Below are 23,753 nucleotides of genomic sequence, written 5' to 3'. Positions count from 1 at the left end.
TACGAGCGCGACACGTACGCGCAGCACCCGCTTAACACGGGTCCGGCACATTGGTCGTTGTCGGCGTCAAGGACAACGGAGCGGCTCCCGGACCTCCTGAAGACGCCGCGGACGCGGAGACCGGCCCTGACCCGGGCCCGTGTCCCCCGCGGGGACCGCCGTCGTCCCGCCCCCCAGCGATGGGGGTGCGGCGGTCCCCGCGCGCTTCTCCCTCTTCATTCTTTTCTTGCCCTCCTGCATATCTTCATGCAGAGTTCAAGGTGAATGAATAAGCAGAAGGGGGACGTCGTGAGCGAGAGCCCGGCCGGACGGCTGCAGGCGCTCTTCGAAGGGCACCGGCTGACACCGACACAGCGGCGGATCGCGCACTGCATGGTGCGACGGGCCGGCGACGTGCCGTTCCTGTCCAGTGTGGAGCTGGCCGAGCTCGCCGGGGTCAGCCAGCCATCCGTCACCCGCTTCGCCGTCGCCCTCGGCTTCGACGGCTATCCCGCGCTCCGCCGCCACCTGCGCGAGGTCGCGCCCGCCGAGCCCACCGGGGGCGCGGACGCGGGCAGCGAGCACAACGAGTACCAGCAGGCCGTCCTCGCCGAGATCGAGAACCTCCGCCACCTCGCCGAGCTCCTCGCCGACCCCGCGCCCGTCGAGCGCGCCGGACGGCTCCTCGCCGCCTCCCGCCCGCTGCCCGTGCTCGGCCTGCGGGCGGCGTCCTCGCAGGCGCGCGGCTTCGCCTACTTCGCCGCCAAGGTCCACCCCGATGTCCGCCTCCTCGACGAGGGCGGGTCGATGCTCACCGACCGCCTCGACGCGGCCGTACGGGCCGGGGCCACGGCCCTGCTCTGCTTCGCGCTGCCGCGCCACCCCCGGGAGGTCGTGGAGGCCCTGGAGTACGCGCGGGCGGCCGGGCTGACCGTGGTCACCGTCGCCGAATCGGCCTTCGCGCCCGTCGCCGCCCACAGCGACCTGCTGATCCCGGCGGCCGTCGGCACCGGCCTCGCCTTCGACACGGCCTGCGCGCCGATGCTGCTCGGCCGGGTCCTCCTGGAGGCGATGGCCGACGAACTGCCCGACGCGCAGGCGCGGCTCGAGGAGTTCGACACGAAGGCGGCGGCGCGGGGCCTGTTCGTGGAGTAGCTCAGACGGCAGGTTCAGACGTCGGGTTCAGACGTCGAGCTCCGACTCGATCTTCTTCAGCTGGTGGCGGGCCATCGCCAGGTTCGCCCGCTCCTTGTCCAGGGCCAGGTACAGGAACAGGCCGTTCGTCCCGCGCCCCTTGAGCAGCCGGATCAGGTGGTACTGCCCACCCAGCGTGATCAGGATGTCCTCGATCTCGTCGTTGAGGCCGAGCATCTCCATCGCCCGGACCTTGGCGCGGACCACGTCGGTGTTGCCGGCGGCCGCCACGTTGAGGTCGAGCTCCTTGCTGCCGCCGATGGTGCCGAGGGCCATGCCGCTGGTGTAGTCGACCAGCGCGGCGCCGATGGCGCCGACGATCCCCGCGGCTTCCTTGAGGGCGGTCTCGGTGTTCGCCATGGTGTCGCACTTCCTTCTCGTGATTCGGTCGGTTCGGGTCGGTCGGTTCAGGTCTTCTTCAGCTCAGGTCTTTGCGCTCCAGCGCCTCGTCGACGAGCTCGCCTATCCGGGCGCTCGACCGCCGGGCCTCCAGATGGAGCCGGCCCACATTGATGCGGGGCTCCGCGAGCAGCGTCAGAACGGCCGAGCGACCCGCCGCGTACGTGGCGACATAGCCGTGCTCGCCCCGTACCAGCAGTTCGCGGAAGCCGCCCTGACCGGTGGACTCGGTCAGCCGCTGCCCGACGCCCAGGGCGGCCGCGGTGAGCGCCGCGACGCTCTCCGCCTCGCCGTCCACGGTGTCCCGGGCGAGCACCAGACCGTCCGCGCTCGCCGCGAGCGCCCCGGTGAGCTGCGGCAGCCGGGCCCGCAGCCGTCTCAGCTCGCCGAGCACCTCGGCCTCTGCCGACATCAGTTGTCTCCTCTCGGCGCGCATGCGCAGGGCACGCCTCATCACAGGCTTGCCTCCAGGGCGTCACGGAGCCGGCGCAGCAGGGCGACGTCCGGATCCGCCGCGACCTCGCCGACCCAGGTGGGCACGGCGGGCGGCGCGGCCGGCAGGGGTTCGAGCGGGGTCTCGACGAGGCCGGCGGCCGCGAGGCGGCGCACGTCGAGCAGCGTGTGGAAGGCGGGGCGGCCGAGCCGCCGCGCGATGTCCGCCGGGGTGCGGGAGCCGTCCGCGGCGGCCAGCAGGGCCCGTCGGCGCGGGGTCACCGTCTGGCCGGGGGCGGCCGGCCGGGGCAGTACCGGGGCGGTGTCCACGGCGCCGTACGGCCAGACGCTGTCGAGCAGTTCACGGCGGCGTACGGTCTCGCGCTCGACGGCCTCGGTGGAGACCGGGCGCACCGTGCCGAACCAGTGGCTCACGCCGTACCGGAAGCGGGTCGGGCCCGAAGCGGGCGCGAGCGCGAAGAACGCCGCGTCGAAGACCGCCCCGAGGTGGCAGATCTCCAGCTCGCCGCCGCGCAGCCGGCCGCTGTCCACCAGGAACCTGCCCACCTCGCGGCGCGCCCCCGCCCGGTCGACGGCCTCCTCCCAGCCCTCGCGGGGCAGGCGTCCGCCGGCGGTCAGCAGGACGTCGAGGCCGGGCGAGGCGGGGCTCTCGGCGTGCACGACACGGCCGTCGACGAGGTAGAGCGTGCCGTGGTCGCGCAGCAGGGCGCCGGTCGCGCGTTCGGCGGCGAGGCGGCCCAGCATGGGGGAGACGGTCATCCGATGACCAGCTTCTCGGCGAGGTCGCGCAGCCGGATCCGGGCGAGGGCGAGGTTGCCCTGGTCGCGGTCGAGCCACAGGTGCAGGAAGACGCTGCTGTCGAAGGCCGTCTCGACGAAGCGGAGGATGTGATAGCCCTCGCGGGTGGTGAGGATGAGGTCCTCGACGGGCGGTCCCTTGGGCTCCTCGGGCCCCTTGGGTAACTCCCCGCCGGGGGCCGGGGCGCCGTCCTCGGCGGAGGCCCCGGCCGGCGCGCCGTCGCTCGTGAAGGAGTCGTACTCCGCCGCCACGCGGGCCAGTTCGGCCGTCTCGGCGGCGGTCGTCTCGTGGTCGCCGACCGGCGAGTCGCCCGCCGTGCCGAGGGCGAGCCCGCTGGTCCAGTCGACCAGGGAGGCACCCCGCGCACCCGGCAAGCTCATGGCTTCCAGCAGGCACTCGTCGATTCCGGGCACGCGGGTTCCCCTCCCGATGCGGCGTGCGGGCGTACGGCAGTGACCGTGACGTTACTCAACGCTCCGGCCCGGGGCAGGAGTTCTGGCATTTTCCATCGGAACATGCCGTGTGCTCAGTCCTTGTGGCCCTCGTGATCCTCGTGGTCCTCGTGGCGGACCCGCAGGACGATCTTGTTGACGATCCACAGCCCGATGCCGATGGCGAGCAGGACGCCGGCCCGGACGTACACGTCCGCCGAGCGGTCCGCGAGCGGGCTGGCCAGGATCAGCGCGGTGATCGCGCCGAGGACCGGCAGCACCGTCGGCGTACGGAAGTGCGCGTGCTCCACCCGGTCCTTGCGCAGGACGAGCACGGCGATGTTGACCACCGCGAAGACGCAGAGCAGGAGGAACGCGGTGGTGTCGCCGAGGCCCTCGATCTCGCCCGTGGACACCAGGCCGATGGCGAGCAGGGTGACGAAGACGATGCCGGTGAGCGGCGTACGGCGGTTCTTAAGGACCTTGCCCATCACGCGCGGCAGGACCCGTTCGTTGGCGAGGCCGTAGCAGAGCCGGGAGGCCATCATGATGTTGATGAGTGCGGAGTTGGTGACCGCGAAGAGGGCGATCAGCGCGAAGAGTTTCGGCGGGAAGTCGACTCCGCCGGCCTTGACGACCTCCAGGAGCGGACCGCTGGACCTCTGCAGGGTCCCGTGGTCCACGAGCAGCGAGGAGACCAGGGCGACCAGGACGTAGACGGTGCCGGTGACGGCGACGCCGGTGAAGATGGCCTTGGGGAAGGTGCGGACCGGATCCCGTGTCTCCTCCGCCATGTTGACGGAGTCCTCGAAGCCGACGAAGGCGAAGAAGCCGAGCGCCGTGGCGCCCAGCACGCTGGTCATCAGCGCGTATCCGCTGCCGGAGGCCTCGAACTCGCCGAGCCGGGACGGCTCGCCCTCGCCGGTCAGCACGGCCCAGGCGCCGATCGCGAGGATGATCAGCAGACCGGTCAGCTCGACCACGGTCAGGACGACGTTGGTCTTCACCGACTCCGACACCCCGCGCAGCGCGAGGGAGGCGAGGGCGACGATGAAGACGATCGCGATGAGGGTGGCCGGGATCGCGTCCGTGAACTCCCGGAAGTAGTCCCCGCTGAAGGCGCGCGCCGCCGCGCTCGCGGACGAGAGCCCCGAGCACATCACCATGAAGGCCACGATGAAGGTGAGGAAGGGAACCTTGAACGCCTTCTGGGTGTAGAGCGCGGCGCCCGCCGCCTTCGGGTACTTGCCGACGAGTTCGACGTACGAGGCGGCGGTCAGCAGCGCGACGACGAAGCCGATCGCGAACGGCAGCCAGAGCGCGCCGCCGACCTTGCCCGCCACCTTGCCGGTGGTGGCGTAGATCCCGGTGCCCAGGATGTCGCCGATCACGAAGAGGATGAGCAGCTTGGGCCCGATGGCGCGTTTGAGGGCGGGCTGTTCGGTCGCGGCCGTGGCCATGGAGGGACCCCTTTCCCGTTTGCCGATGGGAAGGTCTCTGCCCCGGCGGCGGAGAACTGATGCCCGCCGCCCTGTCACTCGTACGGGCTCAGCCCCGGCCGGACAGAGCTCGGCCCCGGCCGTACCGGCTCAGCCCCGGCGTTCCACCGAGGCGGCCACGTCGTCCAGGTCCTTGGCGAGGACCCGGCTCACGGCCCTGGCGCCGAGGCCGGAGAGAAGCCGGGTCAGCAGGCCCGTGGAGCGGCCGGCGGCGGGCCGCGCGGAGAAGGTCATCCGTACCGTCGTCGCGCCGGTCCCGTCGGGGCGCAGCGCGATCTCCGACACGTAGTGCATGCCGTGCGAGTCGGCCACCGTGACGTAACGGTCGGGTGGCTCGCTCTCGGTCACGGTCATCTCCTCCGTGGCCTCCTTGCCGAACATCTTCCGGGTCTCGCGCCAGCGCGTGCCGACCCCGAAGACGCCCTCGGTGAGCACCTCCACCCGGTCCACGCCGCTGAGGATCCGTTCCATCCCCTTGAGGTCCGTCATCGTCTCCCAGACCGGCCCGGGGGTCGCCCGGATGCGGCGCTCGACGACGACGCTCTTGGTAGCAGCCATGGCTCCACGGAACCACCGGCACGTCGGCCCGGCAACGCGCAGCCCGGCAACGCGCAGCCCGGCAACGCGTCAGCCCAGCAACGCGTCGGGCCGCTCGCCGCCGGACTCGGCGACGATCTCGTCGAGGCTCTGCGGCCTGCGGACGGTCGCGAAGGAGACCGCGCCGTCGTCGGCGACGGTGAAGCCGTGGACGCCGGGCCGGGGCAGGCTGTTGTACGCGTAGTGGTGGGCGAAGTAGTACGCCCCCGTGTCCGGTACGGCGACGATGTCGCCCGGCCGGAGCAGTGGGAGCGGCCGGCCGGTGGCGAGCATGTCGCCCGCGAAGCAGGCGGGTCCGGCCACGTCCTGGACGACGTCCTGCGGGATCTCGGGGCCGGTGCGGGGCCGGCCCTCGGCGTCGTAGGCGAGGACGCGCAGCGGCCAGGAGTCGGGGGCGTAGACCGTACGGGTGGCCACCTGGACGCCCGCGTGGGTGACGGCGATGGGGCGGGCGCCGGAGGTCTTGGTGTACTCGACGCGGGCCAGGATCGTGCCGTGCTTGGCGAGCAGCGAGCGGCCGAACTCGGTGACGATGCCGTAGCGCCCGGCGAAAAGGCCGGGGGCGGTCGCGGCGAGCAGCTCGGCGTACTCCGCGTAGGTCGGCGTCTCCTCGTCGGTGACGAAGTTGACCGGCAGTCCGCCGCCGATGTCGATGGTGTCGATCTGCTGCCGTCCGGCCTTGGCGTTGATCTCCTCGGCGAGCGTGTGGGCGGTGGCGACCCCCTCCGCCATCAGGGCGAGCGGGATGCCCTGGGAGCCGGTGTGGGTGTGCAGCCTGCGCATCCAGGGGCGGTCGAGGTAGGCCTGGACGACCGCCTCGCGCGCCCCCTCGTCGCGCAGGGCGACGCCGAACTTCGAGGTGGCGGTCGCGGTGGACAGGGCGCCGATCGTCCCCGCCCCGATCTGCGGGTTCACCCGTAGGCCGATCGGGCTGGCGGTCGGCGCGGAGGCGATGAGCGCGTCGATCCTGGCCAGCTCCTGGAGGTTGTCGGCGTTGACCGCGATCCCGAGGGCGAGCGCCTGGCGGAGTTCGGCGGGCGTCTTGGCGGGGGAGTCGAGGACGGTACGGGACGGGGGGACGCCGGCCGCGCGGGCGAGGGCCAGCTCGCCCGGGCTCGCGACCTCGACGCCGAGCCCGCAGTCGTACAGCAGGCGCAGGACGGGCACGAGGGGGGTGGCCTTCACGGCGAAGGCGTGCAGGACGGGGGCGTCGGTGACGGCGGCGAAGGCGGAGACGAGGGCGGCGGCCGAGGCGCGGATGCCGGCGGTGTCGAGGAGGGCGACGATCTGGCGGGCGGGGTCGGCGGGGGAGAGGAGGCCTTGTTCGACGGCGGCCCGGACGGCCTGATCGCGACGGTAGGAAGCCATGACTCCATCCCATCACCGGGTGAGGGGCCGCCGCAGCTGTTGACTACTTCTATTCAGCGGTCCAGGATGTGAATAACTGATTCACGTCGGAGTTGTGCCGGAGGAGGCATCCCCATGTCAGGACCCCGCCCCGTACGGGCCCCGCGCGGTACGGAACTGAGCGCCCTGGGATGGCAGCAGGAGGCCGCCCTCCGCATGCTGCAGAACAACCTCGACCCCGAGGTCGCCGAACACCCCGACAAGCTCGTCGTCTACGGCGGCACCGGCAAGGCCGCCCGCGACTGGCGCTCCTTCGACGCCATGGTCCGCACCCTGCGGACGCTGAAGCAGGACGAGACGATGCTCGTCCAGTCCGGCCGCCCGGTCGGCGTCATGCAGACCCACGAGTGGGCGCCGCGCGTCCTCATCGCCAACTCCAACCTGGTCGGCGACTGGGCCAACTGGGAGGAGTTCCGCCGCCTGGAGCAGCTCGGCCTGACCATGTACGGCCAGATGACGGCCGGCTCCTGGATCTACATCGGCACCCAGGGCATCCTCCAGGGCACCTACGAGACCTTCGCCGCCGTCGCCGCCAAGAAGTTCGGCGGCACGCTCGCCGGGACGATCACCCTGACGGCCGGACTCGGCGGCATGGGCGGCGCCCAGCCGCTCGCCGTGACGATGAACGACGGCGTCGCGATCTGCGTCGACGTCGACCCGCGCGCCATCGAGCGCCGCATCGAGCACCGCTACCTCGACGTCAAGGCCGACAACCTCGCCCACGCGCTGACGCTGGCGACCGAGGCCCGCGACGCGCGCCGCCCGCTCTCCATCGGCCTGCTCGGCAACGCGGCCGAACTGCTGCCGCGGATGCTCGCCGAGGGCGCCCCCATCGACATCGTGACCGACCAGACCTCGGCCCACGACCCGCTCTCCTACCTGCCCGTCGGCGTCGCCTTCGACGACATGGCGACGTACGCGGCGAAGGACCCGGCGGGCTTCACGACCCGCGCCCGCGAGTCCATGGCGAAGCACGTCGAGGCCATGGTCGGCTTCATGGACGCCGGCGCCGAGGTCTTCGACTACGGCAACTCCATCCGGGGCGAGGCCCAGCTGGCCGGCTACGACCGGGCGTTCGCCTTCCCCGGCTTCGTCCCGGCGTACATCCGCCCCCTCTTCTGCGAGGGCAAGGGCCCCTTCCGCTGGGCGGCCCTCTCCGGCGAGGCCTCCGACATCCACAAGACCGACAAGGCGATGCTGGAGCTCTTCCCGGAGAACGAGTCCCTCCACCGCTGGATCAAGATGGCAGGCGAGCGCGTCCACTTCCAGGGTCTGCCCGCCCGCATCTGCTGGCTCGGCTACGGCGAGCGCGACCGCGCCGGCGAGCGCTTCAACGACATGGTGGCCTCCGGCGAGCTGGCGGCCCCGCTCGCCATCGGCCGCGACCACCTCGACTGCGGCTCGGTGGCCTCCCCGTACCGCGAGACCGAGGCCATGCTCGACGGCTCCGACGCGATCGCCGACTGGCCGCTCCTCAACGCCATGGTCAACGTCGCCTCCGGCGCCTCCTGGGTCTCCCTCCACCACGGTGGCGGCGTCGGCATGGGCCGCTCCATCCACGCCGGCCAGGTCACCGTCGCCGACGGCACCCCGCTGGCCGGCGAGAAGATCCGCCGCGTCCTGACGAACGACCCCGGCATGGGCGTCATCCGCCACGTCGACGCCGGCTACGACATCGCCGAGTCCGTCGCGGACACCAAGGGCGTACGCGTACCCATGCGTGAGGACGGCTCCGCGTGAGCGAGACCTTCCACGCCATGTGGCGGTCGCTGCGGCCCATCGGCCGCAGCGCCGCCACCGGCGGCTACCGGCGCTACGCCTGGACCGGCGCCGACGCCGACTGCCGGCTCTGGTTCCAGATGCAGGCCGAGGCCCGCCGCCTGAACTACGAGGTCGACCGCAACGGCAACCAGTGGGCCTGGCTCGGCGCCGAGACATATGAAGACGTGGCGGCCGGCGACGCGGTCGTCACCGGCTCCCACCTGGACTCCGTCCCCGACGGCGGCGCCTTCGACGGGCCCCTCGGCGTCGTCTCCGCCTTCGCCGCGCTCGACGAACTGCGCTCCCGGGGAGTCCAGTTCAAGCGGCCCTTCGCCATCACCAACTTCGGCGACGAGGAAGGCGCCCGCTTCGGCCTGGCCTGCGTCGGCTCCCGCCTCGCCGCCGGACAGCTGACCCGGGACAAGGCCTACGAACTGCGCGACGCCGACGGGATCACCCTCCCCCAGGCCATGGAGGCGGCCGGCCACGACCCGTCCGCCATCGGCCCCGACCCCGAACGGCTGGCCCGGATCGGCGCCTTCGTCGAACTCCACGTCGAGCAGGGCCGCGCCCTGGACCTGTCCGGCGACGCCGTCGGCATCGCCTCCGCGATCTGGCCGCACGGCCGCTGGCGGTACGACTTCGCCGGCGAGGCCAACCACGCCGGCACCACCCGGCTCGTCGACCGCCGCGACCCGATGCTCACCTACGCCGAGACCGTGCTCGCCGCCCGCCGCGAGGCCGAACTCGCCGGAGCCCTCGCCACCTTCGGCAAGATCGCCGTCGAGCCCAACGGCGTCAACGCCATCCCCTCCCTCGTGCGCGGCTGGCTGGACGCCCGCGCGGCCGACCAGAGCGCCCTGGACACGGTGACGGCCGGCGTCGAGACCGCCGCCCGCGACTACGCCGCCCGCCACGGCATCGACCTCACCGTCGTCCAGGAGTCCTTCACCCCGGTCGTGGAGTTCGCCCACGCGCTCAGGGACGAGCTGGCCGGGATCCTCGGGGAGAAGACCCCGGTTCTCGGCACCGGCGCGGGACACGACGCCGGAATCCTCTCCGCCGCGATCCCGACCGCCATGCTGTTCGTACGGAACCCCACGGGCGTCTCGCACTCCCCGGCCGAGTTCGCGGCCGAGGACGACTGCGTGGCCGGGGTCCTCGCACTCGCCGACGTACTGGAGGGGCTCGCGTGCGCGTGACGTACTGGCTGGAACACGCCTGGCTCGGCACCCATGTCGAGCCGGGCGTCGCCCTCGACGTGTCCGACGGCCGCATCACCGCCGTACGCACCGGTGTCGACGCCCCGCCGCCCGGCGCCACCGCCCTGCGCGGCTTCACCGTCCCCGGCCTGGCCAACGCCCACTCGCACGCCTTCCACCGCGCCCTGCGCGGCACGGTCCAGGTCGGCTCCGGCACCTTCTGGACCTGGCGCGAGGTGATGTACCAGGTCGCATCGAGGCTGACACCGGAGACGTACCACGCCCTCGCGCGGGCGGTGTACGCGGAGATGGCGCTCGCCGGCATCACGGCCGTCGGTGAATTCCACTACCTCCACCACGCCCCGGGCGGCACCCCTTACGCCGACCCGAACGCGATGGGCGAGGCGCTGATCGAGGCGGCGGCCGACGCGGGCATCCGGATCACCCTCCTCGACACGGCCTACCTCTCCTCCGGCTTCGGCGCCGCCCCCGACGAGCACCAGCTCCGCTTCTCCGACGGCACCGCCGACGCCTGGGCGGAACGCGTCTCGCTGTTGAAGGAGCGCGCGGCCGGCGGCGTACGGATCGGAGCGGCGATCCACTCCGTACGGGCCGTCCCGGCGGATCAGCTGGCCACGGTGGCCACCTGGGCCCGCGAGCGGGGCGCCCCGCTCCACGTCCACCTCTCGGAGCAGACCGCCGAGAACGACGCCTGCCTCGCCGCCCACGGCCGCACCCCGACCCAGCTCCTCGCCGACCACGGCGTGCTGGGCCCCGGGACGACCGGCGTCCACAACACCCACCTCACCGACGCCGACATCGCGCTCCTCGGCTCCTCGACCACCGGCACCTGCATGTGCCCGACGACCGAACGCGACCTCGCGGACGGCATCGGCCCGGCGGTCGCCCTCCAGCGCGCGGGCTCCCCCCTCTCGCTCGGCAGCGACAGCCACGCGGTCGTCGATCTCCTGGAGGAGGCGCGGGCCATGGAACTGAACGAGCGCCTGCGCTCGCGCACCCGAGGCCACTGGACGGCCGCGGCCCTGCTCCGGGCCGCGTCGGCCGACGGCCACGCCGCCCTCGGCCGGCCCGACGCGGGCCGCCTGGAGGCGGGCGCGCTCGCCGACTTCACGACGATCGCCCTGGACTCGGTCAGGACAGCGGGGCCGGCGCCGCGTCTGGCAGCCGAGACGGCGGTATTCGCAGCGTCGGCCTCGGACGTCCGGCACACGATCGTGGGCGGCCGTCACGTCGTACGGGACGGGGTGCACCACTCCGTACCGGACGTGCCCCGGGCCCTCGCGGACTCGATCGCCGCCCTGCGCGGCTGAAGGAGACACCTCGCATCATGAACACGGGCCCCGCGGCGACGAACAACCCGGCGGCGATCTCCGCCCCCACGAGCGCGAACAGCGCCGTGGCGACGGCCGCCACCGCCATCGTCAACATCGCCAGTCTCGTCACCAACGATCCCTCCCTCGGTGATGGAACCCCCCTGGGCCTGATCCAGGACGCGGCCGTCGTCATCGACGGCGACCGCGTCGCCTGGGTCGGTGAATCAAGAAAAGCACCCGCCACTGACAATCGGGTCGACGCGGGCGGGCGGGCGGTGATCCCCGGCTTCGTGGACTCCCACTCGCACCTGGTCTTCGCGGGCGACCGCACCGCCGAGTTCAACGCCCGGATGTCCGGCCGGCCGTACGAGGCGGGCGGCATCCGCACCACGGTCGCCGCGACCCGCGCGGCCTCCGACGCCGAGCTGTCGGCCAACGTCGCCCGCTACATGCGCGAGGCCCTCCGCCAGGGCACGACCACCTTCGAGACCAAGTCCGGCTACGGCCTCACCGTCGAGGACGAGGCCCGCGCCCTGCGCATCGCCGCCGCCCACACCGACGAGGTCACCTACCTCGGCGCCCACATCGTCTCCCCGGACTACGCCGACGACCCGGCCGGCTACGTCGCCCTCGTCACGGGCGAGATGCTGGACGCCTGCGCCCCGTACGCCCGCTGGATCGACGTCTTCTGCGAGAAGGGCGCCTTCGACGGGGACCAGGCGCGGGAGATCCTCACCGCGGGCAAGGCCAGGGGCCTGCACCCCCGCATCCACGCGAACCAGCTCTCGTACGGTCCCGGTGTCCAGCTCGCGGTGGAGCTGGACGCGGCCAGCGCCGACCACTGCACCCACCTGACCGACGCCGACGTCGACGCGCTCGCCTCGGGCGCCACGGTGGCGACGCTCCTCCCGGGCGCGGAGTTCTCCACCCGCGCCGAGTGGCCGAACGCCCGCCGCCTCCTGGACGCGGGCGTCACCGTGGCCCTGTCCACGGACTGCAACCCGGGCTCGTCCTTCACCTCCTCGGTCCCGTTCTGCGTCGCCCTGGCGGTACGCGACATGGGCATGACCCCGGACGAGGCCCTCTGGTCCGCCACGGCCGGCGGCGCCGCCGCCCTCCGCCGCACCGACATCGGCCGCCTGACCCCCGGCACCTACGCCGACCTCACCCTCCTGGACGCCCCCTCCCACATCCACCTGGCCTACCGCCCGGGCGTCCCCCTGGTCCAAGAGGTCTGGCGCCGGGGCCGGCGCGTGGTCTGAAACTGCGACGCCGCATCGCCATGGCCGGCCGGGAGGCGAGGGCGGCCCCTAACGTGGCGTTCATGAAGACCATCGGCCTCATCGGGGGCATGAGCTGGGAGTCCAGTGCCGAGTACTACCGGCTTCTCAACGAAGGCGTACGGGAGCGGCTCGGAGGGCTGCATTCGGCGCGGTGTGTGCTGCACTCCGTCGACTTCGCCGAGATCGAGCGGCTTCAGGCCGCCGGGGAGTGGGAGCGGGCGGGGGAGGTGCTCGCGGGTGCCGCGCGCGGGCTTGAGGCGGCCGGGGTCGACATGGTGCTCATCTGTACGAACACCATGCACAAGGTCGCCGACCAGGTGGAACGGGCCGTCGACGTGCCGCTGCTGCATCTCGGAGATGCCACCGCCCGCGCCGTCCGCGCCGAAGGTCTCACCACCGTCGGCCTCCTCGGCACCGCCTTCACCATGGAGCAGGACTTCTACCGCGACCGTCTCGCCTCCCATGGCCTCACCGTGCTCGTGCCCGGCGCCGACGACCGCGCCGACGTGCACCGGGTCATCTACGAGGAGCTGTGCCTCGGCGTCGTACGCGAGGAGTCGCGTGCCACGTACCGGCAGGTGATCGACCGGCTCGTCGACGCCGGCGCCCAGGGGGTGATCCTCGGCTGCACCGAGATCGAGCTGCTGGTGCGCCCCGAGGACAGCCCGGTGGCCGTCTTCCCCACCACCCGTATCCACGCCGAGGCGGCCGTCGAGGCCGCCCTGCGGCACGTCCTCAAGTCCTAGACGCGGCCCCCGTGCAGGGTAAGCTCCGGGGCCTTTGCCTCGACTTAAGGATCTTGAGTGAGACGACTCATATGCCATCTGGCGGCGCTCTGCGCCGCCCTGTTCACCGTCGTGGCCCTGCCGGCCGCCGAGGCCCACGCGGCCGACGCCGCCCCGCTCACCGAGGGGCACAAGTTCGCCCTGCGCTCCGAGGCCAACGGCCTGTTCGTCGCCGCCGAGATCAACGACCCGGGCGCGCAGGCGGGCAAGCTGCGGGCCCGCACGGCCGGCGGGGCCGAAAGCCTGGGGTCCTGGGAGAAGTTCACCCTTCACTCCGACGACAAGGGCGTGACCGTCGCCCTGCGCTCCGAGGCGAACGGGCTCTATGTCACCACCGAGGTGAACTACACCGGGAGTTACGCCGGTCTGCTGCGCGCCCGCGGGACGGCCATCGGCGACTGGCAGAAGTTCCACCTGGTGCGGCAATCCAACGGCAACTACGCCTTGAAGTCCAAGGCGAACGGCCTGTACGTCACCGCCGAGATCAACGACTCCGACTCCGACCAGGCCATGCTCCGGGCCCGCGGCGCCACCACGCCCGGGTCCTGGGAGCGCTTCACGCTGGTCGACCTCGACGCCGGCCTCGGCGGCGCGAGCCGCCCCGCGCCCGCTTCCCCGGCCACGGCCGAGGACTTCAGGGTGATGTCCTGGAACGTCTGCGCCAACGTCAATGAGAAGTGCGGCAACTACCGCGTCGGCGGCGACGTCCTCGCCGACCGGATCGTCGCCCGGCTGGGCGGAGCGGCGGCAGGCTACGACGCCCTCTTCCTCCAGGAGATCTGCGAGAAGCACACCGGCGCCATCGAGGCCAGGCTGGAGGCGGCGACGAACAAGGGGTGGCGCGTCAGCTTCACCCCCATCCAGTACGCCGTCGACGGCTCGGCGCTCAAGGCCGCCCGTTCCTGCGCCAAGACCGGCACCGAGAACGCCTGGACCGTGGACCGTGGCGCGTACGGCATCGGCCTGGCCGTGCCGGAGGCGAGCACCTGGACCAAGGCCTACGAGCTGACCTCTCCGCCCAACGAGACCATCGGCACCACCGTGACGCGGATCGAGCAGCGGGCGGCCCTCTGCGCCGCCGTCCCCGCGCGCGCCCTACAGTTCTGCACGGCGCACTTCAGCTCCGGCCTGGCGGACGACGACGCCACCGGGAAGTACCGCATCGCCCAGGCGGAGCAGCTGCGCGACATCGTGCACGCCGAGACCCCGGTCGGCTACCGCACGGTCTTCGGCGGCGACTTCAACGTCGTACCGCCGGACTCGACCGCCCCCGACGGCCCCAAGGAGGCCCTGGCCGACCTTTACGCGGCCGACCGCGAGTGCGACGAGGGCCTGTGGGCCGACCGGCCCCGTGACGGACGCGTGACCAAGCCCGTCGACGGACGCGCGATCAAGATCGACTACGTCTTCGCCCCCGCCACCGCCCAGATCGTCTCGTGCGACGTCCCGGCCGACGCCGGATCGTCCGACCACTACCCGATCTCGGCACACCTGCGGCTGCCGAGCGCCTAGCCGACGCCCATGCGGAAGGGCCCGTCCGAGGATGGAACGGGCCCTTTCCACAAGGCTCTTGGAGGGGGGCGCGGGAGGTCATTCCTCCAGCGTCAGTCCCTTGCGCAGTCTGCCCAGCGTGCGGGAGAGCAGCCGGGAGACGTGCATCTGGGAGATGCCCAGCTCCTCGCCGATCTCCGACTGGGTCAGGCCGGCGACGAAGCGCAGGGAGAGGATGCGCCGTTCGCGGGACGGCAGCGAGGCGATCATCGGCTTGAGGGACTCGACGTACTCGATCCCCTCCAGGCCGTGGTCCTCGTAGCCGATCCGGTCGGCGAGCGCGCCCTCGCTGTCGTCCTCCTCGGGCTGGGCGTCCAGCGAGCTCGCGGTGTACGCGTTGCTGGCGGCCATGCCCTCGACGACCTCTTCGCGGCTCAGACCGAGCTCCTCGGCGAGCTCACCGGCGGTCGGCGCCCGGTCGAGCCGCTGGGACAGTTCGTCACCGGCCTTGGCGAGGTCGAGGCGGAGCTCCTGGAGCCTTCGCGGGACGCGCACGGACCACGAGGTGTCGCGGAAGAAGCGCTTGATCTCGCCGACGATCGTCGGCATCGCGAAGGTGGGGAACTCGACGCCCCGGGACAGCTCGAAGCGGTCGATGGCCTTGATGAGGCCGATCGTGCCGACCTGGACGATGTCCTCCATCGGTTCACTGCGGGTACGGAACCGTGAGGCGGCGAACTTGACCAGGGCGAGGTTGAGCTCGACCAGGGTGTTGCGGACGTACGCGTACTCGTGCGTGCCCTCTTCGAGGACCTCGAGCCGGGCGAACAGGGTCTTCGAGAGCGCCCGCGCGTCGAGGGGGTCGACGCGGTCGAAAGGCCCGATGTCCGCGAGGCCCTCGGAGAGGTCCTCGGGCAGGCCTTCGGGCAGGCCGAGCGTGGGGGGCGGAGTTGCTGCCGACGGCGCGTCGTGGGTACGCGGGGCGTCGAGCCGGGGTGACATGGTCTCCTCCATCGTTTCTTCCTGCTGCGGTTTGCGGCGCCTCCAAAGCCGGCCGTGTCGGATGTTCCCTCCTAGGCCTACCCGCTCGACCAGGGTCGTCGCAAGTGTCATATGTCCTGTTTGGGAGGGTGTGTAGCGGTGTTCAGGTGCGCGGAGGTGTGGGGAACTTGTAGGGTGCGACGCACGTCAACCGGCATCCGCGAGAGCGAGAAGAGGCACGGGCATGGACCGCCAGAGCATCGGCAGCACGCAGTCGGGGGGACGGCTGCGGGTCGAGGTCCGGACCGTGGGGACGACCGAGATCCTCACTCCGGTGGGTGAGCTCGATCACCACACGGCCGACGTGTTGCGTTCGCCACTCGAGGAGGCGCTCGACGCCGGCCGGTCACGGCTCGTGGTCGACTGTTCACGACTCGAATTCTGTGATTCCACCGGGCTCAACGTCCTGCTCGGGGCCCGGCTGAAGGCCGACGCCGCAGGGGGCGGGGTCCACCTGGCCGGGATGCGTCCGGTGGTGGCCAGAGTCTTCGAGATCACCGGTGCGGACATCGTCTTCACCGTGCACGACTCGCTCGCGGCCGCACTCTCCGACTGAGTGGGGGGTGTCGGCGCGCAAAGGCCGGGCAGGAGAGCCCCGGTTTGGTCCGTTGTGTCGGGTGAATCGGTTGAATCGGTTGAATCGGTGAGGTGAAAGCGCTGATGGACACTGCTGCCGGTGGCAGGGAGGCCGAGGGGTCGGTGCACCCCGCGGCGGATGCCGACGCCGACGGCCCGGTCGCCGCCGACATCCAGGCCGCGGCCGGTGTCGACGTACGGACGCTCGCGCTCGGCGCCACCAGTGGCACCGTTCCGCTCGCGCGCGACTTCACCAGATCACTGCTGTACGACTGGGGCTGGCTGCCCGCCGCCTCCGCCGACGCCAGGGCCGCCGCGGAGGACGTCCTGCTCGTCGTCTCGGAGCTTGTCACCAACGCCTGCCTGCACGCCGAGGGCCCCGAGCTGCTGCGCGTCGTACGCCGGGCCAAGGTGCTGCGCCTGGAGGTCGCCGACCTGGGCGCGGGTCAGCCCGCGCCGCGCACCCCGCACCGCTCCGGGCGGCCGGGCGGTCACGGCATGTTCATCGTGCAGCGGCTCTGCCTGGACTGGGGCATCGAGCGCAGCCCGGGCGCCCCCGGCAAGACGGTCTGGGCGGAACTGGCGGCCCCCGCGTAGGGCGTTCCGTCCACGGAGCCGTATTCGGCCGTCCTTGTGTCTTCCCTCCTCCACGCCCCAGGCGTACCTTGACGCCCAATCTGATATGCCGTCAGTAACTCTGCGGTGAGGGGTGCTTGGGGTGCCGTACCGGAGGAGAACAGCTCTCGCGCTGGCAGCGGCAGTGGCAGGGGCGGCGGGCTCGGCGGTGCTGGCCTCCGCCCCCGCCGCACAGGCCGCCGTCGTCGACGTGGACTACGCCTGCGAGACGAAGATCGGGCCCAAGGGCGCCGTCTCGCCCGTCGACATCACGGCCGTCAAGAGCGGAAACGCCTACACGATCACCATGTCCTTCGAGAAGGGCGTCTCCGACAGCCCGATCGAGCTGCCGAAGGGTGTCATGACCCCGCGCGCCGAGCTCGTCCTCGGCGGCGCGGACAAGGGCACGGTGAAGGTCAAGGGGACGCCGAACACGGCGGCGATCCCGCCCGACACCCCCATCAAGATCGGCCGGCTGACGGGTACGTACACCCCGAAGAAGAGCGGCAAGGTCACCTTCACGGCCGGCGTGCTGATCGTCCACGCCCTCGGGATGGACGCCGCCACCTGCACGCCGAAGAACAACCCCAAGCCCTCGCTGGAACTCCAGGTCACGGCCCCAGGCGGGTCCTCGGACTCCGACGGCACGGGTACGGAGTCCACGGGGGTCGGAGAACTGCCCAGGACCGGCCCGCTCGACTCCGCGACGGCGCTCGGCACCCTCGGCGGTACGGTGCTGCTGACCGGCGCGGCCGGTGTGCTCTGGCTCACGCGGCGCACGGCGCGCTGATGCGGAGGGCATGGGCGGGGCCCGCGACCGCCGCCCTCCTGACCCTGGCCGGACCGGCGGTGGCCGCGCCGTCCGCGCCCGCGCCGTTCGCGTCCGCGCCGTCCGCGCCCAGGCCGTCCGCGCCCGCGCCGTCCGCGTCCGCGCCGGGGTGGACGGCGACCCCCGCGGCGGGCAGGCCCTACGTCTACCTCGAAGGCGCGCCCGGCAGCGTCCTGGAGGACACCCTCTCCGTCGCCAACCCGGGGACGGAACCGCTCACCGTGCGGCTGAGCGGGCAGGGCACGCCCCTCGCCTTCGCGGCGAGAGCGGTGACGGTGCCGCCACGGACCCGGGCCGACGTGCCGTTCGCCGTGACCGTGACGGCCGCCACCGCGCCCGGCGAGCACCATGGCACCGTGCGCGCAGAGGCGGGCGGCCGGGAGGTGCGGGTGCCGGTGCACCTGCGGGTCGGCGGGCCGAGCCTGGCGGCGCTCACCGTCGAGAAGGTACGGCTCGACGGCGCGGGCACCCTCCACTACACCCTCGTCAACCGGGGCAACACGGTCCTCGCTCCCCGGCTGTCCGTCCGCGCCGACGGCGCCCTCGGCCCCGTGCTCGACCGCCCCTCCCGCGCACTGCCGCTCACCCTGCGGCCCGGCGAACGGATCACCCGCACCGAACCCTGGGACGACCCGCCCGCGCTCGACTCGGTCACGGTCCACCTGCGGGCCACCGCCCCGGGCGCCGCCGCCGCGACGGCCCGCGCGGAGCGGGTGTTCCTGCCCGCCGGTCCGGTCGTCGCCGGGGCGGTCCTGCTGCTCGCGGCGGCGGGAGCGGCCACGCTCGCGGCCCGAAGACGCCGCACCGGCGCGGACATGGAGCGGGACGAGCGCGGCCAGGCCGAGGCGGGAGCGGAGCGATGACGGTACGGCGTACGACGGCGGCCCGGGCGGGTGTACGGGGAGGGGGACGGGTACTCCCGCGACCGCCCGGCGGGGGCGGGCCCGCGGCCCGCCGCTTCCTGGCGGTCCTCGCCGCGCTCGCACTCGCCCTGCTGCCCGCCGCCCATGCCTCCGCCACCCGCTCCGCGGCCCCCGCACCGGGCCCCACCGTCGCCCTGTCGCGGCAAGAGGGCGGCAGAGGCGGCGAGATCACTGTGAGCGGCGCCGGATGGAAGCCGGGGGCGCTCCTCATGCTGCTGATGTGCGGTCAGTCCGCGCCCGGCAAGGGGGTCATCGGCGGGACCAACTCCTGTGCCAACACCGACGGCCGGGCCGCCACCGTGGACGCCAGGGGCGTCTTCAGCCAGAAGATGCCGGTCGCCGAGCCCCCCAAGCCCTGCCCGTGCGTGGTGCATGTCGTCGGGGTCACCGGCCAACAGGACGCCGTGGACGTGGAGTTCGCGGTCGCCGGCCATCCGACCGCCCCGCTGCCCGAGGCCTCCGGCGACGGCCGGCTCGCCGTGCTCGCCTCCGTACGCCTCGAAGGCTCCAGCGGTGTCCTGGTGTGGTTCGGCGCCCCGGCCCGGCGCGAGGTCGTCTTCACCGTCGGCAACCTCGGTCAGACCCCGGTCAAGGACCCGGTCTTCCAAGTCGGCACCAGCCACGGCGTCTTCGCGCCGCGGTACGAGGAACGCCAGTGGCGCGGCACCATCGAGCCCGGCCGAAAGGCCCTGATCAAGCTGCCCGTGGAGCTGGCCGCGGGCGCGCACGGCGACTACGAGGTGTCGGTGAGGTACGCCGGCGAGGTCCTGGTCGACCAGCCGTGGGGCGTCGGCCGGCCGTGGGGCGTGACGCTGTTCTGGGTGCTGCTCGCCGTGGTCGTCCCGGCGGCGCTCTTCCGGATCGGCATGGCGGTGGTGGACCGGGTCCGGCCGGGAGCCACCGGCGCCGGTACGGGCCGCCGCCGCCGTACCTCCGTACGTACCGCCCCCACGCCCCGAGCCGTCCCCGACCGGGACGGCGCCGGCGTCACCACGACCACGGTCCTGCCGTGGTTCACCCCCGACTCCGCACCGTCAGAGAACAGCCCGACGACGAAGGGACATTCGTGAGCACGCAACGGAGGATGAGCGCGGCGGGAGTCGCGCTGATGCTCGGCGGCGCGGGGATCCTGCTGACCGCCGCTCCCGCTCAGGCCGCCGAGGTCTCGTACCGGACCGAGTGCATACCGCCGTCCATCTCCGGCATGCCGCCGGTGCAGGGCACCACGAAGGTGCTGATCACCGCGCCGGCGGAGGCGAAGGTCGGTGACGAGGTCGAGGTGGTGTGGAAGACGGTCGAGGCCGCTTCCAAGAACCCCGACGTCATCGACCTGGAGAAGGACACGGTGAAGCCGACCGGCGTCGTCAAGGTCGGCGGCGCGGCGAGCGGCACGCTGACCATGGAGGGGCCGCGGCAGAACCCGCCGATCCCGAAGAACAGCCCGATGGTGCTGCCGGACATGAAGGGCAAACTGAAGCTGGAGAAGGCGGGAGAGATCACGCTGACGCCGGACAAGTACAACATCAACGTCTCCAAGCCGATGTCGACGGACACCAAGTGTTCGCCGAAGGAGACGGTGGCCGTCGCCGCGAAGATCAAGGTGACGGACGGCGGAGGCGGCACCACCACCTCTGGCGGCGGTACGAGCACCTCTGGCGGCGGTACGAGTTCGTCCGGTGGCTCCACCTCGGGCGGCTCCTCGGGTGGCTCCTCGGGGGGCACCTCCGGCGGCGGCGGTGGGCAGACCGACTTCGCCGGCAAGGAGGTCGCGGTCCAGTTCTCCTGCCAGGCCCCGGGGCCGGCGAACATCACCTCCAAGGTCACCATCAACGCCAAGAAGAACGGCGGAAGCTACGCGCTCACCGTCAAGACCGCCAAGGGCGTCATGAACAGCCCGGCCGCCCTCCCCAAGGGTGCGCTCAAGCCGTCCATGGCCGTGAAGGTCGGCGGCGCCGACAGCGGTACGGTCACGGTGACCGGCCCCGCCAACCCGGCGCCCCTGGAGGCGGGCAAGCCGGTCGACCTGACCGACATGACGGGAACGTACAAGCCCGGCGCGAGCGGCAAGGCCACGCTCAGCCCCGGGAAGCTGACGATCAACGTCTCGCTGGGCGGCTCGCCGATCGTCATCCCGTGCGAGGTCAAGGGCAGTGTCCAGGCGTCGCTGGAACTCGACACGACCAAGCAGTCCGGCGGCACGTCCGGCGGCACGTCCGGCTCCACCGCGGCCTCAGGCGGCTCGGGCTCGGGCTCCGGGTCCGGCTCGGGCTCCGGCGGCGGTCTCGCCGAGACCGGAGCCGAGGACGACGGCGCCCTACGCGCACTCGCCCTCGTCGCCGGCACGGTGATCCTCCTCGGCGGCGCGGTGTTCACCTTCACCCCGTGGGCGCGCCTGCGCCGCTGACGTACAGAAAAACGGCCGAGGGCCGCCGCACCGGATTCCGGTGCGGCGGCCCTCAGACCTGTACGAAGCGAAGCCAGGTGGCGTGGCGTCAGTGCACGGTGCCCATGAGGCTCTGGACCTTCTTGCGGTACATGTAGATCGCGAATCCGGCGGCGACCGCCAGGGCGGCCTGCATCGCGATGACGCCCGTGCCGTTGAGGTCCACACCGGCCAGCGAGAGCAGACCCGTGGTGCAGTCACCGGCGGTGACCGCGAGGAACCAGACGCCCATCATCTGGGAGGCGTACTTCTGCGGCGCCATCTTCGTCGTGACGGAGAGGCCCACGGGGGAGAGGCACAGCTCACCGATGGTCTGGATCATGTAGATCGAGACGAGCCACATCGGGGAGACCAGGGTGCCGTCGCCTGCCATGTTCATCGGGACGATGAAGACGAAGAAGGAGGCGCCGACGAGGACCAGACCCATCGCGAACTTCACGATGGTGTTCGGCTCCTGGTTCTTGCGGGCCAGCCACAGCCACAGCCAGGCGAAGACCGGGGCCAGCGCCATGACGAAGAGCGGGTTCAGCGACTGGTACCAGGTGGCGGAGAAGCCGAGCCCGAAGACGGAGCCGGCGGTCTTGCCGTCCGCGAAGAGCGAGAGGGTCGAGCCACCCTGGTCGTAGATCATCCAGAAGATGGCGGCGGCGACGAAGAACCAGATGTAGCCGTTCATCTTGGACTGCTCGCCCGCGCTCAGGTCCTTGTCGCGCTTGATGCGGACCAGGACGGCGATCGGGATGATCAGACCGGCGAGGGTGAGCGGGACCAGGGCCCAGTTCAGGGTGTACATGCCGAGGGCGACCACGGCGCCGTAGAAGACGGCGACCAGGGCGGTCACCAGGGCGACCTTCGTCAGGATGCCGCGGCGCTCGTCGGCGGAGAGCGGGTTCGGGACGAGGCTGCTCTTCGGGCTCAGGTGGCGGGTGCCGATCAGGAACTGGACCAGGCCCAGACCCATGCCGACCGCGGCGAGGGCGAAGCCCAGGTGCCAGTTGACTTCCTTGCCGACCGTGCCGATGACGAACGGGGCGACGAAGGCGCCGAGGTTGATGCCGATGTAGAAGAGCGTGAAGCCACCGTCACGGCGCGGGTCCTCGGGACCGTCGTAGAGGTGGCCGACCATCGTGGAGATGTTGGCCTTCAGCAGACCCGAGCCGACCGCGACGAGCGCGAGTCCGACGAAGAACATGGCCTGGCCGGGAAGAGCCAGCGCCACGTGACCACCCATGATCACGAAACCGGCGATCGCGACGGTCTTGCGGGCGCCCCAGACGCGGTCGCCGAACCAGCCGCCCGGCATGGCCATCAGGTAGACCATCGAGACGTAGACGGAGTAGATGGCCGTGGCCATCGCCGCGTCCATCGCGAGGCCGCCGCCCTGGCTGCCCTTCGCGGCGTCGGCGCCGCCCGAGACGATGTAGTACACGAGAAGTGCACGCATGCCGTAGTAGGAGAAACGCTCCCACATCTCGGTCATGAAGAGAGTGGCCAGGCCGCGGGGGTGGCCGAAGAACGTCTTCTCGGAACCGGGGATTCCGGTTGAAGCCGTCGTCAGGCTGGACGCCATGTCGATCCTTGCTCTGTCGGGACGCGCGCCTTGTGAGCGTGGTGCGCCCGGTGGGGAAGGCCGGCACCCGAGGGATGGGGCGCGCCGGGCCCACAGGTCGTTCGTCGTCATCGGGATCGGCGGAGCCGACCTCGCGCAGAAAAGAGGACCCCGGCTGTCAAAGCGAGCCAAAGGTCCCCGTCTACCGCAACAGACGCCTCGCCACCATACGACACGACAGTGCCGGATATGGAAGGACTTGAGAGATGGATCACAGGTGACCAAGGAACCAACAGGGCGTATTCGAAGGTCATGAGCAGGTTGGCCACCATGATCCCCAGGGTGGCCGGGCACCCTGTGGATCACGCCCCGAGCCGTCCCCCGTGCGGACTACCATCACCCCATGACCCGTGTACTGCTCGCCGAGGACGACGCATCCATCTCGGAACCGCTGGCCCGCGCCCTGCGGCGGGAGGGGTACGAGGTGGAGGTGCGGGAGGACGGGCCCTCCGCCCTCGACGCCGGACTCAAGGGCGGAGTCGACCTGGTCGTGCTCGACCTCGGCCTGCCCGGCATGGACGGCCTGGAGGTCGCCCGGCGGCTGCGCTCCGAGGGGCACACGGTTCCGATCCTGGTCCTGACCGCCCGCGCCGACGAGGTCGACACCGTGGTCGGACTGGACGCCGGCGCCGACGACTACGTCACCAAGCCGTTCCGCCTCGCCGAACTGCTCGCCCGGGTCCGGGCCCTCCTGCGGCGCGGCGCCACCGAACCGGCCGTCCCGCCCGCGACGCACGGCGTCCGCATCGACGTCGAGTCGCACCGCGCCTGGATGGGCGAGGAGGAGCTCCAGCTCACGGCGAAGGAGTTCGACCTGCTCCGGGTCCTGGTCCGCGACGCGGGCCGGGTCGTCACCCGCGACCAGCTGATGCGCGAGGTCTGGGACACCACCTGGTGGTCGTCGACCAAGACCCTCGACATGCACATCTCCTGGCTCCGGAAGAAGCTCGGCGACGACGCGGCCAACCCGCGCTACATCGCCACCGTCCGGGGCGTCGGTTTCCGCTTCGAGAAGAGCTGACGAGCTGCTGAGGAGCTGAGGAGCTGATGGGAACGTACGGGCCGTAGGCTCGGGGAGTACCTCGTACTCCCGCCCGGAGGGCA

General features: G+C 72.0%; 23 protein-coding genes. 14 read left to right on the top strand and 9 right to left on the bottom strand.

From position 1 onward, the window contains the following. The first annotated feature begins 288 nt into the window (after positions 1-288). Positions 289-1,134, top strand: coding sequence for a MurR/RpiR family transcriptional regulator (locus ACF06X_RS22705; RefSeq protein WP_392289099.1), 846 nt, complete (start codon positions 289-291; stop codon positions 1,132-1,134). A gap of 27 nt (positions 1,135-1,161) precedes the next feature. On the opposite strand, the gene ACF06X_RS22700 is transcribed toward ACF06X_RS22705, so the two are convergent. From ACF06X_RS22700 to ACF06X_RS22670, 7 genes are all read right to left on the bottom strand, one after another. After that, entirely contained in the window at positions 1,162-1,533 is a 372-nt protein-coding gene (locus tag ACF06X_RS22700) for a hypothetical protein (RefSeq protein ID WP_392289098.1), read from the bottom strand. A 58-nt stretch (positions 1,534-1,591) separates the two neighbouring features. Next, positions 1,592-1,984, bottom strand: a complete 393-nt coding sequence (locus ACF06X_RS22695) for a roadblock/LC7 domain-containing protein (protein ID WP_392289097.1) — start codon at positions 1,982-1,984, stop codon at positions 1,592-1,594. Positions 1,985-2,025: 41 nt separating this feature from the next. Continuing rightward, positions 2,026-2,784, bottom strand: a complete 759-nt coding sequence (locus tag ACF06X_RS22690) for a transcriptional regulator (RefSeq protein ID WP_392289096.1) — start codon at positions 2,782-2,784, stop codon at positions 2,026-2,028. Further along, positions 2,781-3,236: a hypothetical protein gene (locus tag ACF06X_RS22685; protein ID WP_392289095.1), complete on the bottom strand. Its 456-nt coding sequence runs from the start codon at positions 3,234-3,236 to the stop codon at positions 2,781-2,783. The genes ACF06X_RS22690 and ACF06X_RS22685 overlap by 4 nt, the downstream gene beginning before the upstream one ends. A gap of 113 nt (positions 3,237-3,349) precedes the next feature. Next, positions 3,350-4,714, bottom strand: coding sequence for an APC family permease (locus ACF06X_RS22680; protein WP_392289094.1), 1,365 nt, complete (start codon positions 4,712-4,714; stop codon positions 3,350-3,352). 129 nt (positions 4,715-4,843) lie between these two features. Then, positions 4,844-5,311: an SRPBCC family protein gene (locus tag ACF06X_RS22675; protein WP_392289093.1), complete on the bottom strand. Its 468-nt coding sequence runs from the start codon at positions 5,309-5,311 to the stop codon at positions 4,844-4,846. Between the two features lie 69 nt (positions 5,312-5,380). After that, the gene (locus ACF06X_RS22670; protein ID WP_392289092.1) at positions 5,381-6,718 is read right to left on the bottom strand and encodes a diaminopimelate decarboxylase; all 1,338 of its coding nucleotides are present in this window, start codon (positions 6,716-6,718) and stop codon (positions 5,381-5,383) included. A gap of 114 nt (positions 6,719-6,832) precedes the next feature. Between ACF06X_RS22670 and hutU the strand changes: the two genes are divergently transcribed. The 6 genes from hutU to ACF06X_RS22640 all read left to right on the top strand — a co-directional run bounded on the left by hutU (position 6,833) and on the right by ACF06X_RS22640 (position 14,634). Continuing rightward, complete coding sequence (gene hutU, locus ACF06X_RS22665) at positions 6,833-8,497, top strand: urocanate hydratase (protein ID WP_392289091.1); 1,665 nt, start codon at positions 6,833-6,835, stop codon at positions 8,495-8,497. Positions 8,498-8,514: 17 nt separating this feature from the next. After that, positions 8,515-9,720, top strand: a complete 1,206-nt coding sequence (locus ACF06X_RS22660) for an allantoate amidohydrolase (RefSeq protein ID WP_392289414.1) — start codon at positions 8,515-8,517, stop codon at positions 9,718-9,720. Beyond that, positions 9,711-11,051: a formimidoylglutamate deiminase gene (locus tag ACF06X_RS22655; RefSeq protein WP_392289090.1), complete on the top strand. Its 1,341-nt coding sequence runs from the start codon at positions 9,711-9,713 to the stop codon at positions 11,049-11,051. The genes ACF06X_RS22660 and ACF06X_RS22655 overlap by 10 nt, the downstream gene beginning before the upstream one ends. 17 nt (positions 11,052-11,068) lie before the next feature. Continuing rightward, a complete protein-coding gene (gene hutI / locus ACF06X_RS22650) occupies positions 11,069-12,316 on the top strand; it encodes an imidazolonepropionase (protein WP_392289089.1) in 1,248 nt (415 codons plus the stop codon). A 62-nt stretch (positions 12,317-12,378) separates the two neighbouring features. Continuing rightward, positions 12,379-13,083, top strand: a complete 705-nt coding sequence (locus ACF06X_RS22645; RefSeq protein WP_392289088.1) for an aspartate/glutamate racemase family protein — start codon at positions 12,379-12,381, stop codon at positions 13,081-13,083. A 57-nt stretch (positions 13,084-13,140) separates the two neighbouring features. Beyond that, positions 13,141-14,634 carry an endonuclease/exonuclease/phosphatase family protein gene (locus ACF06X_RS22640; RefSeq protein ID WP_392289087.1) on the top strand — a complete coding sequence of 498 codons (1,494 nt, stop codon included), beginning with the start codon at positions 13,141-13,143 and terminating at the stop codon, positions 14,632-14,634. Positions 14,635-14,712: 78 nt separating this feature from the next. Here the strand turns inward: ACF06X_RS22640 and ACF06X_RS22635 are convergent, their stop codons facing one another. Beyond that, positions 14,713-15,627, bottom strand: coding sequence for an RNA polymerase sigma factor SigF (locus ACF06X_RS22635; protein ID WP_392289086.1), 915 nt, complete (start codon positions 15,625-15,627; stop codon positions 14,713-14,715). Positions 15,628-15,838: 211 nt separating this feature from the next. Here ACF06X_RS22635 and ACF06X_RS22630 point away from each other — a divergent pair, with 211 nt between their 5' ends. The 6 genes from ACF06X_RS22630 (at position 15,839) to ACF06X_RS22605 (ending at position 21,001) form a co-directional block, all read left to right on the top strand. After that, complete coding sequence (locus ACF06X_RS22630) at positions 15,839-16,210, top strand: STAS domain-containing protein (protein WP_392289085.1); 372 nt, start codon at positions 15,839-15,841, stop codon at positions 16,208-16,210. Positions 16,211-16,314: 104 nt separating this feature from the next. Next, complete coding sequence (locus tag ACF06X_RS22625) at positions 16,315-16,827, top strand: ATP-binding protein (RefSeq protein ID WP_392289084.1); 513 nt, start codon at positions 16,315-16,317, stop codon at positions 16,825-16,827. Between the two features lie 121 nt (positions 16,828-16,948). Next, positions 16,949-17,635, top strand: a complete 687-nt coding sequence (locus ACF06X_RS22620) for a peptidase (RefSeq protein ID WP_392289083.1) — start codon at positions 16,949-16,951, stop codon at positions 17,633-17,635. Next, complete coding sequence (locus ACF06X_RS22615; protein ID WP_392289082.1) at positions 17,635-18,537, top strand: hypothetical protein; 903 nt, start codon at positions 17,635-17,637, stop codon at positions 18,535-18,537. The genes ACF06X_RS22620 and ACF06X_RS22615 overlap by 1 nt, the downstream gene beginning before the upstream one ends. Continuing rightward, entirely contained in the window at positions 18,534-19,667 is a 1,134-nt protein-coding gene (locus tag ACF06X_RS22610; RefSeq protein ID WP_392289081.1) for a hypothetical protein, read from the top strand. The genes ACF06X_RS22615 and ACF06X_RS22610 overlap by 4 nt, the downstream gene beginning before the upstream one ends. Before the next feature lie 14 nt (positions 19,668-19,681). After that, positions 19,682-21,001, top strand: a complete 1,320-nt coding sequence (locus ACF06X_RS22605) for a hypothetical protein (RefSeq protein WP_392289413.1) — start codon at positions 19,682-19,684, stop codon at positions 20,999-21,001. A gap of 88 nt (positions 21,002-21,089) precedes the next feature. Here the strand turns inward: ACF06X_RS22605 and ACF06X_RS22600 are convergent, their stop codons facing one another. Beyond that, the gene (locus ACF06X_RS22600; protein WP_392289080.1) at positions 21,090-22,610 is read right to left on the bottom strand and encodes a peptide MFS transporter; all 1,521 of its coding nucleotides are present in this window, start codon (positions 22,608-22,610) and stop codon (positions 21,090-21,092) included. A 382-nt stretch (positions 22,611-22,992) separates the two neighbouring features. On the opposite strand from ACF06X_RS22600, the gene ACF06X_RS22595 reads away from it, so the two are divergent. Then, entirely contained in the window at positions 22,993-23,670 is a 678-nt protein-coding gene (locus ACF06X_RS22595) for a response regulator transcription factor (RefSeq protein WP_392289079.1), read from the top strand. Positions 23,671-23,753: the final 83 nt, after the last annotated feature.

The sequence above is a fragment of the Streptomyces sp. NPDC015346 genome, from assembly GCF_043078785.1.
Classification (GTDB): Bacteria; Actinomycetota; Actinomycetes; order Streptomycetales; family Streptomycetaceae; genus Streptomyces.
This window is presented reverse-complemented; position numbering and strand designations above follow the sequence as displayed.

What these genes read in the sequence shown, in the direction of transcription:
- ACF06X_RS22695 (WP_392289097.1), bottom strand. Translation starts at nt 1,984, where the DNA reads ATGTCGGCAGAGGCCGAGGTGCTCGGCGAGCTGAGACGGCTGCGGGCC.
- ACF06X_RS22660 (WP_392289414.1), top strand. Translation starts at nt 8,515, where the DNA reads ATGTGGCGGTCGCTGCGGCCCATCGGCCGCAGCGCCGCCACCGGCGGC.
- ACF06X_RS22615 (WP_392289082.1), top strand. Translation starts at nt 17,635, where the DNA reads ATGCGGAGGGCATGGGCGGGGCCCGCGACCGCCGCCCTCCTGACCCTG.
- ACF06X_RS22595 (WP_392289079.1), top strand. Translation starts at nt 22,993, where the DNA reads ATGACCCGTGTACTGCTCGCCGAGGACGACGCATCCATCTCGGAACCG.
- ACF06X_RS22630 (WP_392289085.1), top strand. Translation starts at nt 15,839, where the DNA reads ATGGACCGCCAGAGCATCGGCAGCACGCAGTCGGGGGGACGGCTGCGG.
- ACF06X_RS22675 (WP_392289093.1), bottom strand. Translation starts at nt 5,311, where the DNA reads ATGGCTGCTACCAAGAGCGTCGTCGTCGAGCGCCGCATCCGGGCGACC.
- ACF06X_RS22605 (WP_392289413.1), top strand. Translation starts at nt 19,682, where the DNA reads ATGAGCGCGGCGGGAGTCGCGCTGATGCTCGGCGGCGCGGGGATCCTG.
- ACF06X_RS22670 (WP_392289092.1), bottom strand. Translation starts at nt 6,718, where the DNA reads ATGGCTTCCTACCGTCGCGATCAGGCCGTCCGGGCCGCCGTCGAACAA.
- ACF06X_RS22700 (WP_392289098.1), bottom strand. Translation starts at nt 1,533, where the DNA reads ATGGCGAACACCGAGACCGCCCTCAAGGAAGCCGCGGGGATCGTCGGC.
- ACF06X_RS22635 (WP_392289086.1), bottom strand. Translation starts at nt 15,627, where the DNA reads ATGGAGGAGACCATGTCACCCCGGCTCGACGCCCCGCGTACCCACGAC.
- ACF06X_RS22610 (WP_392289081.1), top strand. Translation starts at nt 18,534, where the DNA reads ATGACGGTACGGCGTACGACGGCGGCCCGGGCGGGTGTACGGGGAGGG.
- ACF06X_RS22625 (WP_392289084.1), top strand. Translation starts at nt 16,315, where the DNA reads ATGGACACTGCTGCCGGTGGCAGGGAGGCCGAGGGGTCGGTGCACCCC.
- ACF06X_RS22680 (WP_392289094.1), bottom strand. Translation starts at nt 4,714, where the DNA reads ATGGCCACGGCCGCGACCGAACAGCCCGCCCTCAAACGCGCCATCGGG.
- ACF06X_RS22600 (WP_392289080.1), bottom strand. Translation starts at nt 22,610, where the DNA reads ATGGCGTCCAGCCTGACGACGGCTTCAACCGGAATCCCCGGTTCCGAG.
- hutU (WP_392289091.1), top strand. Translation starts at nt 6,833, where the DNA reads ATGTCAGGACCCCGCCCCGTACGGGCCCCGCGCGGTACGGAACTGAGC.
- ACF06X_RS22645 (WP_392289088.1), top strand. Translation starts at nt 12,379, where the DNA reads ATGAAGACCATCGGCCTCATCGGGGGCATGAGCTGGGAGTCCAGTGCC.
- hutI (WP_392289089.1), top strand. Translation starts at nt 11,069, where the DNA reads ATGAACACGGGCCCCGCGGCGACGAACAACCCGGCGGCGATCTCCGCC.
- ACF06X_RS22690 (WP_392289096.1), bottom strand. Translation starts at nt 2,784, where the DNA reads ATGACCGTCTCCCCCATGCTGGGCCGCCTCGCCGCCGAACGCGCGACC.